The organism is Dethiosulfatibacter aminovorans DSM 17477 (assembly GCF_900142005.1).
Classification (GTDB): Bacteria; Bacillota; Clostridia; order Tissierellales; family Dethiosulfatibacteraceae; genus Dethiosulfatibacter; species Dethiosulfatibacter aminovorans.
The window spans coordinates 1-15,225 of sequence record NZ_FQZL01000037.1 but is presented as its reverse complement, the minus strand read 5'-3'; the positions used below and the strand labels follow the sequence as shown (position 1 = coordinate 15,225).

Here is a 15,225-nt window from a genome sequence, read left to right as displayed (position 1 = left end):
GTAGTTTAATGTTTAAAGAGCATAACAGCAAAGATTATAACAATGTACCAGATTTGAAAAAGGAAATCATGCAATTGATTCTTGATAATTTTGATGATGAAATATTTGTAATTAACAGCAAAAAGCAGGTGCTTTATGTTAATGATGCATCCGAAAGACACTATGGAATGAAGCCGGAAGAAATCATTGGAAAGTATTCCGAAGAATTGTTGGATTTGTGCTACTGTGATCCGCTGATAACTCCTATTGTCTGGGAAGAAAAAAGAAAGGTTACCTTGGAGCAAACCACAAGAATAGGAAAGAAAATTCAAACAACGGCTATACCAATATTGAATAAGGATAAGAGTATTGAATATGTCATCTATTACAGCAAGGATATAACAAAACTTGAAGAGATGAAAAAAGAGTTGAAATTGACGAGGGATTTGCTTGCAAAAAATACAGCTGAAAAAAGCGGAACCAAGAATGACGGGCAAAGTTTTTCGCCCAATTCTACAGTATCTATTGTTGCAGAAAGCGAAGCCATGAAGGAAGTCTTGAGCAAGGCTGAAAGAGTTATGAATGTCGATTCAACGGTATTGATATTGGGAGAATCAGGAACGGGAAAGGGAGTCCTTGCCAGATATATACATGATAACAGCAGCAGAAAGAAAGATCCTTTCATTGCGATTAACTGTGCTGCGATACCGGAGGAACTTCTGGAGGCAGAATTGTTTGGTTATGAAGCGGGATCTTTTACAGGTGCAAAGAATGAAGGAAAGATTGGTTTCATGGAATTGGCCAGTGAAGGGACATTGTTTCTCGATGAGATTTCTGAATTATCACCTAAACTCCAGGCTAAGCTGCTTCATGTTATACAAGACAAACAATTTTTCAAGGTGGGGGGAAGAAAACTGATAAGCACGGATGCAAGGATAATAACTGCTACAAATAGAGATTTGAAAAAGAGGGTAGAGGAGGGCTTGTTCAGAGAAGACCTTTATTTCAGGTTAAACGTAATTAGTATAGAAATACCTTCAATAAGAGAAAGAAAGGAAGATATACCTCCGCTTATTGAATATTTTCTTGATAAATTTAACAGTCATTATTCATTAACGCATGAAATAAGCGATGAATGCATGGAAAAACTGAGAAAACATATTTGGAAGGGTAATATCAGGGAACTTGAAAATTTGATTGAAAGACTGGTTGTCATGACTGAAGATGAAGTCATTGACGTTGAACATCTGCCAAGAGGAATCCTTGACAATTCAAAATATAAGATTGATGATTTTAAAAATGTTTCTTTAGATGGTATAAAGGAAGAAATTGAAAGAGACTTAATCTTGAAAGCATATGAGAAATGTGGAAGCAGCAGAAAAGTTGCCAAGATGCTTAGCATTAGTCAAAGTAGAGCTTCAAGACTTATTTACAAGTATATTTCTGGATAGAAAGCTCAAGAATCTTTTTAGATATTTGACAAAAGCCCGTAGCCGCACGGGTTTTTTGTCTTTTTTGAACGCTTATTAGAAAACTTTATGGCAATAATATCTTTCAATGACGGATGCAAAAAATAATTATTGCCAATGATAAATACGGAGTGTATTATGGATTCAGACAGTGCAATATTTATGCAAATTAATGAAAAAAGCCGGTCAAGAAGAATCGGCACTTTGGAGAGAATATGAAAAAGAACGAGATAATTGCTTTGACGCTTGTGACGATAGCATCCATAATATGGGGAGTCAGCTTTGTATCAAAGGAAGTGCTTATGGCGGAGATACACCCCGGATCCTTGATAGCCTTTCAGTTTATATGGGTATCAATAATTTTGGGGATCTACAATTTTCTTATAAAGAAAAGATTTACGATAACAAAAAAAGATTTTTTCAGTTTAGCTGGTACCGGTATAATCGGAATGTTTCTGTACAATGTTTTTATAAATATGGGAATAAGGGATACCAATTCATCAATAGTTTCGGTCTTGCTATCCCTTATTCCCATAATTTGCCTTTTTGTGGAAAGGATAGTGTATAAAAGGCATTTTTCCGGATTGAAGGTGATATGCATACTGGGATCTATTATAGGTGTCTACATGATAATAGGATCCGGTGGCATGGGTAGCGGTGGCAGTCTTGCAGGTTACATGTACATAATTATTGGAGTTTTCTTTTGGGTCGCATTCTGCTTCATATCGGATAAGTACTACAGCAGGTACGACACAACGGAAATCCTCATGGTGCAGGGACTTGGAGCCGTAGCGGTGAGTTTCGTGTATCTAATAATATATCCGATACATTTAGGCGGGATTGACTTGGAGCTGTTTTTACATTTTTTTGTGATAATAATTCTGAATGCATGCTTGAGTTTTGCTTTTTATATATATTCCATAAGAGAGCTGGGTGTGACAGTGACCAATGTATTCAACAATGTGGTTCCGGTGGTAACGCTATTTGTAAACATAGTCGTCTTTGATGTTGAGATTGGTCTTATGAGTCTTATCGGGACAGGGGTAATAATAACCTCGGTGGCAATACTTAATATTTTCGACAAGAGAAGGGATGAATGTGACATGAACTTGAATGTTGAAAGCAAATATGCAGAAGCAGTTAACCAGAATTATAATGAAAATTAAGAGATTGAGGAGAATTGTATGAAATATACTGAAGTAAAGCATGGAAGGACCTTTGTATTGAGACTTGAACAGGGGGACCTGATACCTGACGACATAGAGAAATTTGCAGCGGAGCACTGCATAGATTCAGGGGTTGTATACCTTCTGGGAGGAGTGGATAAGGGAAGCAAAATGGTTTCCGGACCGGTTGACGGTGATGACGTGAAGGTGAACATGCCGCTAAATATAAATGACATTGAAAACGTGCACGAATCAATTGGTGTTGGAACGATATTCCTAAATGAAGAGGACAAGCCTATTCTTCATCTTCATGCTGCCGCAGGAAGGGAGAAGGACACCATAACAGGATGTACAAGGGTTGGAGTCAATGTTTGGATGTATATGGAAGTTGTAATAGTCGAGTTTATTGACTGCAATGCAAGAAGAAAGGTGGACGGAAAAAGCGGATTTACACTGCTTGAAGTAGGAGAATGATATGAAGAGGGACAAGATAATAGCGCTGATTGCAGCGATTGGAGCATCATGCATATGGGGCATGAGTTATGTTTCAAAGGAAGTGCTTATGGAGGTGTTTCATCCCGGGACCTTGATGTCTATTCAATTCGGGCTTGCCACACTGTTATTGGGTTCGTATAACTTCTTTTTCAGAAAAACCTTTTCGATAAAGGGGAGGGATTTCATGGTCCTTCTTTGTACAGGGTTACTGGGTATTACACTGTTTAATTTGCTTGCAAACACTGCCATCAAGGTTATGAATTCATCCATTGTGACTGTATTGTTTGCTCTGATACCTGTAGTGTGTCTGTTTACGGACAGGATGATCTTCAAGAAGAAGTTTACTCGTCTGAAGCTTGTTTGTGTAATCGGATCCATCATAGGAGTAGTTTTCATAATTGGCGCAGGCAGCATTTCTATTGACACAAACAGTATGACAGGATATTTGTATACTTTCATATCCATGTTGACCTGGGTTGCATACTGTTATATATCGGAGAAATACTACGACAAGTATGAGATGATTGAAATATTGATAGTACAGGGGCTGGGAGGAGTACTCACTTCATTTTTCTATGTATTCATGCATCCGGTTGATATGGCCGGCATTACACCGGCCATCGCAGGCCACATGGCTGTAATAGTAATCCTCAATGCATGCATCAGCTATTTTCTCTACATTATAGCCATAAAAGGACTTGGAGTTACAGTTACGAATGTTTTCAATAACCTTGTTCCGGTTGTAACCCTGTGCATAAACATTGCGTTTTACGGTTATGTTGTTGACAGAAAAGGATTGATTGGAACGGCAATAATCATTGCATCGGTAATAGCCCTCAATATCTTTGATGGAAGAGAGAAGTCAGTGCCATACGATGACAATCTTGAAAAAATAGTATGATATCAGGATGTAATTCTGTCGAAAGTATCAAAATATATAGTTTTACTTATGCAGACCACCCGGTCTGCATATTTTTTTAGCATATTTTTTTCATGACTGACTACAATGATAGATTTTAATATGCTTAATTTTTCGAGTATATCGAATATGTCTTTTCGGGTATCTGTATCTAGACTGGATGTGGGTTCATCGAGAATCAGAATATCAGGGTTTAAGCATAATGCACGCGCAATGAGTACCCTTTGCAATTGTCCTCCGGAAAGTTCTCCTATATGTCTGTTCTTGACTTCATAAAGATTTAATTCCTTTAGAATTTTCTTGATGCAACACTCATTTGATTTTTTATGAAATGCAAACATTTTCATTCTCTTACCGAAATTTCCCATTGAAACAACCTCTGTTACATTTATTGGAAATTTACAGTCGAAAGAGGAGTGTTGCGGTACATATCCTATCCTGAGTCCTTTTCTTTTAAGAATTTCTCCTTCATAGGGTTGTTTCAATCCGAGGATTGTTTTTAAAAGAGTTGTTTTTCCACCTCCGTTTGGTCCGGTTATTCCCAGAAATGATTTTGAATGTATATCGAGGTTTATGTTTTCCAATACCTTTGTTGTTCCGTATCTAACGCTTAAGTTCCTTATTTTAATTTCCATAACATATTACTCCTATATTTAATGTTTAATATATAGCAAACATTATGCCAAGATAAAAAACTTATTCGTAATGCTTGTATGCATTGATAAATCAATGTATAGGAGAATGATACTTATGGTTATCTTTGTAAAAGGAGGTGGGGAATCAAGAAAAACGCAAAAATAATGATATTTGTTTGCATTATTTTGCGCTTTCGTATATTAATGTTTCCTTATATTGTATTTTTTTAGTCTGTATTGAAGCTTTTGCCTGCTCATACCAAGTTCAGATGCGGCTTTGGTTATATTGCCACTATTTCTGGATAGGGCATTAATTATGGTCCTCTTCTCATCACGCTTAATTTTTTCGAAAATATCTGTTGAATTATCTACTATCTTTTGATCTTCTTGTTGACTGTGGTAAGCAATTTTGGAATTGTCAAAAGTTGATTCTTTATTGATCTGTTCCATTGGAGTGTCAATATCATAGTTAGATGCAATCGTTTTGTTAGTTTTTTCTTCACTGAAAAGACCCAGGTAGTGTGGTATATGGTTTTTCTCTATGGTTAAGCTTTCCTGGGGAACTATGTTCATCACGGATTCTATACTGTTCTTAAGCTGTCTGACGTTGCCAGGCCACTTGTAGTTGTGGAATTCTCTCCTGACTTCCGAGCTGATTGAGTTAACCGATTTGTTGAACTGTCGGTTGAATGTTTTTATGAAATGACTGCAAAGGATATCTATATCCTCTGTTCTATCTCGTAAAGGAGGAACTGATATGTAGACCACTGCAAGTCTGTAGAACAGGTCATTACGTATTTGCTGTTTGTTGATTGCAATCATGGGATCTATGTTGCAGCTGCTGATAATTCTAGCATCAAAGGGAACTTCTTCCTTATGACCTAACCTTCGTACCTTCTTTTCCTGCAGGACACGTAGAAGTTTGGATTGGAGAGCTAAAGGCATGGAATTAATCTCATCAAGAAAAAGAGTTCCTCCGTTGGCCTGTTCGAACAAGCCCGGCTTGTCAACTGCTCCTGTGAATACTCCCTTTGATGTTCCAAATAAAATTCCTTCAAGAAGAGTTTCGGGTATTGCTGCACAGTTGATGGCCAGAAATGGCCCGTTGGCGCGATTGCTTGAATAGTGAATGCTCTGTGCAAATAGCTCCTTCCCGGTACCTGTCTCCCCGTATATGAAGACGGGAGAATTTGTGAGAGATGCATTTTTTGCATGCTCTATTGTCTTCTTAAGGATCATGCTTGTACCAATGATATCTTCGAAGGTGTAATGGTCAGAAACATCATATACACCCTTGTCGGATTTTTTATCCTGTAGTTTTGCCTGCAGCTCGAAGTTCTTGTTGACAATCTCCTGGAATTTTGAGTAGTCTCTGAAGGTTGAAGCTGCGCCTGCAAGCTTACCTTCGATGTAAATGGGGTAGTTGTTTGATATTGCAATGACTTGTCTTCTTTTTGTGACATAGGTTTGATACTGGTTTAATATTTTTTTCCTTGTTTGTAGGGCCTTTAGTGCATAACTGTCCTCCCAGCTGACTGGATAAACTTCAGTCATATGCTTTCCAATAACTTCGTTTTTATATAGCCCTTCAATTTTTTCCGCTGCCTTATTGAAAAATACAACTTTCCCTTCGTCATCGATTATAGTTACACCATCACTAATTGTATTGAGTACTGCTTCGTATACATCCTTATCGTGCAGAATTTTTTCATACTCCCTTTTGGTAATGGCGCCCTCCTGTGAAATTCCAACAAGTATTAATTTGTAATTCAGGTCATTGTATAGAGAAATGTTTTTTACTTCAATGACCAGAATATTATCAACTTTATCAGCCATGAATATGTTTTTGTCTCCTTCAATCAAAAAATCAGGAGATATGTATTGCTCAATGGTATTGCCGGCTAGGTGCACTCTTTCTATACCAAGAAATTCCATGAATTTGTTATTGTGCTGTACTATGATGTTTTGTTCGTTTAGTATGGCTATACCTTGATCTACAGAATTGAATACGTTGATGAGAAGAATCTCTGACAGGGAATGGTAGTCAACATAGGTATTTTGATTCAAATATATCACCTCTGAGTTTGTTTATATGTTTATTATAACGTTTTTTTTGCAGTTTGCAATAATTTGATGCTAAAAAATGCAAAATAAAGCAAAAGAACAATGAAGGATTACTCGAAATTTTGCAGTTCTATATTCGTCTAAAATTTGGCAGGTAGTACGAGTTTTAATTGAGAATAGTATTTTGTTGAGTTAAACCAACAGATGTAGCTTTTGACAAAGAAGAATTCATTCGCATTGAATAATTTGGCATGCATCTTGCTTTAATAGATTATGTAATACGAGTGCAAAAGATTATTAAATTTGATGGAATGACTATTTTGTAGGAAAGGATGGATGAAATGCTTAGTAATTTAGCACAAGATTTAGTGGAATTGAAAAAGGATGAAGTTTTAACGGCTGTCAACAAAGCCGTTGAAGCAAATGCAGACCCGATGGATATTATTCAGGAAGGTCAGAGAGGTATGGGAATAGTTGGAGAAAAGTTTGAGACAGGTGAGTTTTTCCTTGCTCAGCTTATGCTTTCGGCTCAGATATTCCAGGATATCATAGCCATAGTAGAGCCTCTTCTGCTTAGTGACGAAAACAGAGAATTCATGGGCAAGGTTGTTTTTGCTACTCCACAGGGGGATATACATGATATTGGAAAGAATATTGTGTCTGTAATGCTGAAAGCACATGGATATGAAGTTCACGATCTAGGTGTGGATGTTTCAAAGGAGAAGATCATAGAGAAAGTGAAAGAGGTAAAACCAGACTTTGTTTGTTTTTCCTGTCTACTGACAACTGCCTTTGAGAGCATGAAAAATACTATAAATGCACTTGAAGTAGAAGGACTTCTTAAGGATTTGAAGGTACTCATAGGTGGAGGAGTAACAAGTGAACAAACCAGGGATTATGTTAATGCGGATTTTCAATCTATAGAAGTGATGGATACGATTGGATACTGCAATAAAGCGATGGGAGTGTAGAAAATGGCTAGAGAAACAATGACTAGGGAAGAAAGAGTATTTGCTGCAATTAATTTGGAAAAACCTGACAGAACACCGCTGGGTCCCTTGTTGACGAATCATGGAGCGGCAGCTTTGACAGGGAGAACTCAGGCAGAAGTTCATCTCGATCCTCATGCAGCGTTAGATGCTTTTCTTGAAGTGTTTGACAGACATGACGGTTGGGATATGTTCGAATATCCCACTCCGTGTATGCCGGTGAGGTGGGGGTATAAAGCAGGCCTTGAAGTTAAGATACCAGGGAGAGATCTACCTGAGGATTATGTTCCCCAGCCTCATGAACAAGAAGCTGTAAAGGTTGAAGATTTTGAGAAGATTGCAGAAGTCGGATGGAAGAAGTTCGCTGAGGAAGATTTGATATACAGGGTTACTGATTTGAGTCAAGATGAACTAGACAAGATAAATGGAGCTTCTGTTAACGTAACAGAAAGAGCCCTTAAAGAGTGGGGAAAAAGAGATGTAGTTACAGCTTGTCTTGCGGAGGACTACCATCCATTCTTTAAGCTTTCATTAGGAAGGTCTATGATGAAATTTACCGAAGACCTTTATTATAGACCTGATGTTGTTGAGAAGGTTATGAAGAAAATGACTGAGGAAACTATTGAAAGCATTCTTTCGGATGCAAAAAAATACGATACAAAGATTATCGGACTTGTCGAAGAAAGGGCAAGTGCATATTTTTATCCACTGGATATTTTTGAAAGATTCTGGATGCCATATACGATGCAGATTGTCGATGCACTCCATTCTGAAGGTCTTGTAGCACATTTCCACTGTGACTGCAACTGGGAGAAGAACCTACCATATTTGAAGCAGTTGCCAAAGAAATCATCAATAATAGCCCTGGATGGAACTACTGACATATTCAAGGCCAAAGAAATACTTGGAGACCATCTGTGCCTGGAAGGTGATGTACATCCTTCTCTAAACAGCATAGGAAAGCCTGAAGAGGTTGAAGCTTATGTTAAGAGATTGATTGATGAAGTAGGCTATAATGGAGGCTTGATAATTGGGGTTGGATGTGAAGTGCCTTCAACTTGTAAGCGTGAAAACTTCAAGATGATGATAGATACAGGTAAAAATTATGAGTTCAGCAAGAAACAGAAGTGATTGCAGAATAAAATCAACTGATAAAGTTGTTTTTATAATAAATGAAGAGGAGGTGAATTATGGAAAAGGATTTAAAGAAATTACATGATGCAACCATGAAGATATTGAACCGGACAGGAATAAGGCTGATGCACCCTGAGATAATAAATCTTGTTGGGGAAAAGGGTGTAAGAGTTGAAGGTGATAGAGCATTCTTTACCGAGGATCAAATCATGGATTGGATTTCCAAGGCTCCGGAGAAATTTACTCTTTATGCCAGAAACCCTGAACATGACATGGAAATAGGTGGGGACAATATTGAATATGCACCAGGATATGGTTGTTCTGCAATCATAGATTCGGAAGGTCAGACGAAGGATGCTGTCATGGAAGATTATATGAGATTTTCCAAAATAGTACATGAAAGCAAATGGTTTAAAATAAATGGAGGAATACTGGTGCAGCCATCAGATATTGACTACAAGAACTGCCTTCCAGTCATGATGTATTCCGCAATGGTTCATTCAGACAAATGTATTATGGGAGTACCGGGAGAGAAGGATGAAATAGAAGGATTGATGGAGCTTTTCAGTATAGCTTTCGGAGGAAAAGATGAATTCATGAGGAAACCAAGGGTCATCACACTAATCAGTACCACCAGCCCTCTGCAGATAGATGGTATGTCTCTTTGCTCAATGATTGAATGCATTAAACACAATCAGCCTATCATTATTACTCCTGGACCAATGGCAGGATCCAATGGACCGATAACCACAGCAGGGAACATTGCACTTGGAAATGCAGAAGTACTAGTTGGAATAGCAGTTTCTCAGATGTTAAAGGAGGGGACGCCTGTAGTTTATGGCATGGTTCCGGCAACAGCAGATATGCAGACAGGAGGCATCTCTATAGGGAGTCCGGCATGGGTAAAGCAATCTGCCTACAGCGCAAGACTAGCAAAGGAATACGGACTTCCAAATAGAAGCGGGGGTACAGTAAATGATGCCAAGGGAGTTTCGGTACAAAGTGGTTATGAAAGCATGCTGGCGATGTTTGTTTGTCATCAGGAGAAAGCCAACTTCGTTCTCCACAGTGCAGGCATACTTGATGGATATGGTGCCATTTCATATGAGCAGTTTATGATTGATCTTGAAATAATAAGCATGCTTGACTATTATTTTAAGGATCTGGAAATAGATGATGAAACTCTTGCTCTGGACGTGATTCATGAAGTAGGACCCGGCGGTGAATTTTTGACTTCACCTCATACTTTCAGAAATTGCAGGACTTCTCCGTGGTTGCCTGAAATAAGCCTGAGGGGACTCAGGGTTAAAGAGTCCAACAAGGAATTAATTGAGAAAACAATAAAGAAAACTGAGAAGATGATCGAAGCCTACTCGAATCCGGGAATTGATGAGGCAATCGTCAACAATATGATTGACCATCTTATTGGACTGGGCATAGATTCGGAAATCATTGAGGGCATCAATGCTTCGGCTGGTTTGGACCTGGTCGGTACAAGTGAACGTGTTGTATAATACAAAAATATTCACTGATTAAAATGATATAATTATTGAGAAGAATTATTGAGGGAAAGAAACAAGATATAAATTAGGAGAGGAATTTTATGGAAGAAAATAAAATCAATGTACCATGGTATAAAAGAGTTGATGGTGTTACATTCGGTGTAGCATTTGGAGTTATCATAGCGTTTTTTATCTGGGCCCTGACTTCTGGTGACAAGATGGGTGCAACAATGAGTTATCTTCTTGGAATACTGACTCACCAGTTTGGATGGCTGTATCTGATGTCAGGATTTCTGTTTGTTATTTTCTCGCTTTGGTTGGCCTTTGGACCCTATGGCAATATAAAGCTTGGTAGGGATGATGAGAAGCCAAGATTTTCATACTTCAGCTGGTTCGCAATGCTATTCGCCTGCGGCTATGGGATAGGCCTTGTATATTGGGGAGCGGCAGAACCTTTGTCCTTCTTCATGAATCCACCTTTTGAAATTGATCCTGGCTCTGCAAGGGCTGCTGAAATTGGAATGGCTTATGCCTATTTCCACTGGGGATGGACTCCCTGGGCCATATATCTGGCAATGAGTGTTCCCCTGGGATACTTCATCCACAGGAGAGGACTTGAACCAAGATTTGCATCGGGACTACAGCCTATTCTTGGAGACAGGATAGACGGAACAAGTGGAAAACTGATTAATGCAGCTTTGATAGTGGGACTCGTTGGAGGAGAAACAACATCCATAGGTCTTGGAATACTTCAGGTATCAGCTGGACTCAATACCGTATTCGGAATACCTGTCAGCAAGCTTCTTTATCTTATTATTGGAGTGGTTTGGATTGCAATATTCACTACTAGTGCCATAACGGGACTGGACAAGGGAATTAAGACCCTTAGCTCCATCAATATACCTCTGGCTATGATAATTATGGTTTTCGTCTTGTTTGCAGGACCCACCATGTTCAGTGTGGACCTTGGAACAAGTGCATTCGGTGATTATCTTACAAACTTCTTCAAGATGAGTTTCTGGACCGATCCAGTAAATCAGGGCGGATTCCCCCAGGGATGGACCATATTCTATTGGGCATGGTGGATCGCTTGCTGTCCTGTAGTGGGACTCTTTGTCGCTACAATATCAAGAGGAAGGACTATAAGGGAAGTGGTAGGAAGCATCATGGTTGTAGCGCCTGTAGCTACATGGCTGTGGTTTGCAACTTTCGGCGGGACTGCAATAAATTTCGAGCTTAACGGTCTTGGACTTGGAGAGGTTATGGCAACCCAGGGAACGAACCAGGTAATATTCACCATGATAGATAATATGCCAATGTCTACACTTCTGGGAGTTGCATTTTTGTTGCTAATCATAATATTCATGGCAACGACAGCCGATTCATGTTCATATATCATGGCCCAGGTTACGACGAAGAAAGAATACAACCCAAGTGTACCTCCGAAGGCGATAAGGGCGGTATGGGCAATAGCAATGGGCGGTCTTTCTATGGTTCTGGTAATGTTTGGAAAGGGAATAAATGGCTTGCAGCTTGCATCCGTAGTTGCTTCCTTCTTCGTTATCTTCGTGATCATTGCCATGGTATACTCACTGATAAAGGCACTGAAGGACGAAGATTTGAGTAAAACAAACTCAAGTCGTTCAAGTGTTAAGGACATTTCAAGTCTTTAGTAAGTGAAACCGGAAGACAAATTGCTGTTCCTGCAGTATTTTGTCTTCCGATAGGATAAATGTTTAACCATTGGGGGAAGAATAATATCCAGGAAGGAGGTTCATATGGAGATATTGCTTTTGAGTGGTTTTCTAGGATCAGGAAAGACAACTGTAATGCTGGAATTGCTTGACGAGGTAGTAAAGCATGACATAAAGGTAGCTGTAGTTGAAAATGAAATAGGTCAAATAGGTGTTGACGGGAAATATCTAAAGCATTGTGGGGTGGAAGTTCAGGAGCTTTTTGGAGGCTGTATTTGCTGCACTTTGACCGCAGACATAGTCCATACCCTGAACTACATCAAGGATAACCACAACCCGGATCTTACAATAATAGAGGCAACTGGAGCAGCCAGACCGGCAGATGTGGTAGATGTCATTAATTCCAATATAACAGGTATAAAAGATATTAAAACGTTGTCTATTGTTGATGGGTACAGATACAAGCTATTAATGAAAATGATGAAGCCTCTTATTGGTGCACAGCTATTGGCTTCGGATATTGTAGCGATAAACAAGATAGATGAAATAGATGAAGAAGAGCTTTGTTTCATTACTGGTGATATAAAGAGAATTAAACCGGAGGTGAAGGTTTTATGCGTATCTGCAGAGAACAGAGTAAATATGGTAGAATTGGCAAAGGAAATATTGTAAAGAATGAGCTGAAGCCAAGCACAATGTCATATGAATTTGGAATTGATTTTCTAAATGGAGAAAAATCAGATAAATTTGTTGAAAGAATAGATATTATGTTGGAACATTTTCTTGAAGCGATTGAAAGTAATGGATGTAGTCTGATTGGACATATAAAGCTGATTCTTGATGCTGGAAATAAAGGGTTATTGATGGGAAGTGTTACTTCTTTTAGAAAGAAAGTGGGATGGAAGGGGAGTCTAAGCCAGGAAGTAGGTAATTTGACTATTCTTCTCAATGTAATTGTGTACGGTATTGAAGACGAAATCATAGACGAAATAGTTTTTGAAATGTTTCGGTTTGATGAATCGATTAAGGTATCACAATAATATAATATAGATTGTGTTACACCCTCTTGTTTAGGTCCTTTGTCGTGAGGACTAAACTGTTGATGAAGACCCCTTGCCTTGCCAGCAGGGGGTCCCATTTTCTATCTTATCCCATAACTTTTCAGTTTGTGCTGCATGTTCTGTCTGGTCATGCCGAGCTTTTCTGCGGTTTGTGTGATATTTTTATTACAGGATTCAAATGTCTCCATTATTATTTCCTTCTCGATATCCTTCATGGTCTCCTTTAGGGAGTCCTTTTGTTTTTCAACATACTTGCTTACATGTTTCTTTTTCGAATAGTTGTCGTAAAGATATTTCGGCAGATGAGGGGCTTTTATAAGAGTTTCACTGAAATCGGCTAGGTAAAGGGCCTGATCAATGACGTGCTTAAGCTCCCTCACATTTCCCGGCCAGTCGTGCTCCATAAGCATATTGTAGGCTTCGTCCGATATTTGGGTGATTTGCTTTCCCAGTACTGCTGAATGATTGAGTATGAAGGAGTCTATCAGTATGGAGATATCTTCTTTTCTGTCCTTAAGGGCAGGAAGATCGAGAGATATGACTGCAAGCCTGTAGTAGAAGTCTGCACGTATCTGTTTGCTTTTGACGGCATCCAGCGGATCCTGGTTTGTAGCACTGATAATTCTTACATTGATGGGTATGACTTCATTCCCTCCAACCTTTCTGATGGTTTTGGTTTCCAGTGCACGGAGCAGCTTGGCCTGCAGGCTTAGACTCATGGAATTTATCTCATCCAGGAATAGTGTGCCGTTCTTGGCGGTTTCAAAGAGACCGGTGCTTTCCATGGCGCCTGTGAAGGCTCCCTTGCAGGTGCCGAAAAGGGTGCTCTCCAAAAGGTTTTCAGGTATGGCTGAGCAGTTGATGGCAACGAAGGGGCCTTTTGACACAATGCTTTCATTATGGATTGACTGTGCAAATACTTCCTTGCCTGTACCCGTGGATCCTATTATCATTACGGGAGCGGTGCTTCGAGCAGCTTTTTTAGCAATATAGATACACTCTTCCATTGATTTGCTCTGACTGATTACATCCTTGAAAGTGTATACTGTACCGTTGTTGCTCTTGCCCATCTTTTCCGTGGCCAGATCGCTCTTCAGTTTCTGTATGGTGTTTGCCATCTTCATATAATCGCCGATATCCCTGAAAACACAGACGGCGGCTATGACTTCCTCTCCATTATCTGAGAATACAGGATATGTTGAGCTTATAACATCAAGCCTCCTGTTGTTCTTTGATGTATACATGACATGGTTGTTTTTCATTATCTCCCCTGTTTCCAGAACCTTAAGCTGTATGGATCCGTGAGGGTTGTCCTTTATCTTCTCAAATGTATAGAGTTCATCTATTGTCTTTCCAAGTATATTTTCCCTTTTTTCACCTTCTATGTTTTCGCATCCCTTGGAATAGCATATGGTCTTTCCTTCCTTATCCACGATGTGTATGCATATGTCCTCTACAGCCTCTATGGCACTGAGAGGAAGCTTCTGTTTTTCCAGAAAAGTTTTTATCTGCCTGTTTGGTTCCCTCATTATAAACTCCTTGAAAATAAATTTTAGCGATGGATAACTTGGTGTTGATACACCAAGTATACATCAGCCAGTAAATAGACGCAAATAAAATTGCGCGCAAATTTTTCTTGCGATGAGACCGGAAGTGTTCATTTCCTAATGAAAATGTTTTCATGGTATCCTTTTGGTGCAAATAAATTGGCGTTGAACTTTGCGCATATATTAACAATGATAATGTCAAAACGTTGGAAAATCAACAAAAAAAGAAATTTATTATTCCGTTTAAAAGTTGGCACGCTAATTGCTTATTATACAAGTGCAACAAGGATTTAATCAAAGATACGATTAAATCAATTAAAACAAAAATAAAAATATAATTTAATTATCAAGGAGGACCATTTAAGATGGCAGACATGAGTTATTTGAAAGACAAGCCAATTGCAGTGCTTGGAGCAGGAGCAGTAGGAAAGGCAATAGCAGCAGACTGTGCATTGGGCGGAGCAAAGGTAAGGCTTTGCGATCTTGAGCCTTTTGCAGAGAAGACATTGATGAACGTGGAAAGAGTAGGAATCAAGTTCTACGGAGAGCAGGCAAACCTTTACGGATTCGA

14 protein-coding genes are annotated in these 15,225 nt (G+C 39.0%); 11 read left to right on the top strand and 3 right to left on the bottom strand.

Translation table 11 applies throughout. The annotated features are described in order from the left end of the window. Nucleotides 1-8 precede the first annotated feature (8 nt). The 4 genes from BUB05_RS16495 to BUB05_RS16480 all read left to right on the top strand — a co-directional run bounded on the left by BUB05_RS16495 (nucleotide 9) and on the right by BUB05_RS16480 (nucleotide 4,010). Nucleotides 9-1,430, top strand: a complete 1,422-nt coding sequence (locus BUB05_RS16495) for a sigma-54 interaction domain-containing protein (RefSeq protein ID WP_073050711.1) — start codon at nucleotides 9-11, stop codon at nucleotides 1,428-1,430. A gap of 233 nt (nucleotides 1,431-1,663) precedes the next feature. Continuing rightward, nucleotides 1,664-2,614, top strand: coding sequence for a DMT family transporter (locus BUB05_RS16490; protein ID WP_073050710.1), 951 nt, complete (start codon nucleotides 1,664-1,666; stop codon nucleotides 2,612-2,614). 18 nt (nucleotides 2,615-2,632) lie between these two features. Next, the gene (locus tag BUB05_RS16485; protein ID WP_073050709.1) at nucleotides 2,633-3,088 is read left to right on the top strand and encodes a PPC domain-containing DNA-binding protein; all 456 of its coding nucleotides are present in this window, start codon (nucleotides 2,633-2,635) and stop codon (nucleotides 3,086-3,088) included. Nucleotide 3,089: 1 nt separating this feature from the next. Then, the gene (locus BUB05_RS16480) at nucleotides 3,090-4,010 is read left to right on the top strand and encodes a DMT family transporter (protein WP_073050708.1); all 921 of its coding nucleotides are present in this window, start codon (nucleotides 3,090-3,092) and stop codon (nucleotides 4,008-4,010) included. A gap of 2 nt (nucleotides 4,011-4,012) precedes the next feature. Here BUB05_RS16480 and BUB05_RS16475 read toward each other — a convergent pair whose 3' ends face one another. Together BUB05_RS16475 and BUB05_RS16470 are read right to left on the bottom strand one after the other, a co-directional pair. Next, a complete protein-coding gene (locus BUB05_RS16475) occupies nucleotides 4,013-4,663 on the bottom strand; it encodes a metal ABC transporter ATP-binding protein (protein WP_073050707.1) in 651 nt (216 codons plus the stop codon). 201 nt (nucleotides 4,664-4,864) lie between these two features. Next, nucleotides 4,865-6,730: a sigma-54 interaction domain-containing protein gene (locus tag BUB05_RS16470; RefSeq protein ID WP_175548586.1), complete on the bottom strand. Its 1,866-nt coding sequence runs from the start codon at nucleotides 6,728-6,730 to the stop codon at nucleotides 4,865-4,867. Between the two features lie 338 nt (nucleotides 6,731-7,068). Between BUB05_RS16470 and BUB05_RS16460 the strand changes: the two genes are divergently transcribed. The 6 genes from BUB05_RS16460 (at nucleotide 7,069) to BUB05_RS16435 (ending at nucleotide 13,086) form a co-directional block, all read left to right on the top strand. Beyond that, nucleotides 7,069-7,698 (top strand): cobalamin B12-binding domain-containing protein, encoded by a 630-nt coding sequence (locus BUB05_RS16460; protein WP_073050706.1) that lies wholly within the window; start codon nucleotides 7,069-7,071, stop codon nucleotides 7,696-7,698. 3 nt (nucleotides 7,699-7,701) lie between these two features. Then, the gene (locus BUB05_RS16455) at nucleotides 7,702-8,847 is read left to right on the top strand and encodes a uroporphyrinogen decarboxylase family protein (protein WP_073050705.1); all 1,146 of its coding nucleotides are present in this window, start codon (nucleotides 7,702-7,704) and stop codon (nucleotides 8,845-8,847) included. Nucleotides 8,848-8,906: 59 nt separating this feature from the next. Further along, nucleotides 8,907-10,364 (top strand): trimethylamine methyltransferase family protein, encoded by a 1,458-nt coding sequence (locus tag BUB05_RS16450; protein ID WP_094763034.1) that lies wholly within the window; start codon nucleotides 8,907-8,909, stop codon nucleotides 10,362-10,364. A gap of 89 nt (nucleotides 10,365-10,453) precedes the next feature. After that, nucleotides 10,454-12,025, top strand: coding sequence for a BCCT family transporter (locus BUB05_RS16445; RefSeq protein ID WP_073050704.1), 1,572 nt, complete (start codon nucleotides 10,454-10,456; stop codon nucleotides 12,023-12,025). 105 nt (nucleotides 12,026-12,130) lie between these two features. Next, on the top strand, nucleotides 12,131-12,718 hold the full coding sequence (locus BUB05_RS16440) for a GTP-binding protein (protein ID WP_073050703.1): 588 nt from the start codon (nucleotides 12,131-12,133) through the stop codon (nucleotides 12,716-12,718). Then, nucleotides 12,661-13,086, top strand: a complete 426-nt coding sequence (locus BUB05_RS16435; protein ID WP_073050702.1) for a hypothetical protein — start codon at nucleotides 12,661-12,663, stop codon at nucleotides 13,084-13,086. The genes BUB05_RS16440 and BUB05_RS16435 overlap by 58 nt, the downstream gene beginning before the upstream one ends. 101 nt (nucleotides 13,087-13,187) lie before the next feature. Here the strand turns inward: BUB05_RS16435 and BUB05_RS16430 are convergent, their stop codons facing one another. Further along, nucleotides 13,188-14,636 (bottom strand): sigma-54 interaction domain-containing protein, encoded by a 1,449-nt coding sequence (locus BUB05_RS16430; RefSeq protein WP_073050701.1) that lies wholly within the window; start codon nucleotides 14,634-14,636, stop codon nucleotides 13,188-13,190. A gap of 383 nt (nucleotides 14,637-15,019) precedes the next feature. Between BUB05_RS16430 and BUB05_RS16425 the strand changes: the two genes are divergently transcribed. Beyond that, nucleotides 15,020-15,225: 3-hydroxyacyl-CoA dehydrogenase NAD-binding domain-containing protein (locus BUB05_RS16425; protein WP_245819940.1), on the top strand; the 206-nt coding region annotated here is incomplete at its 3' end.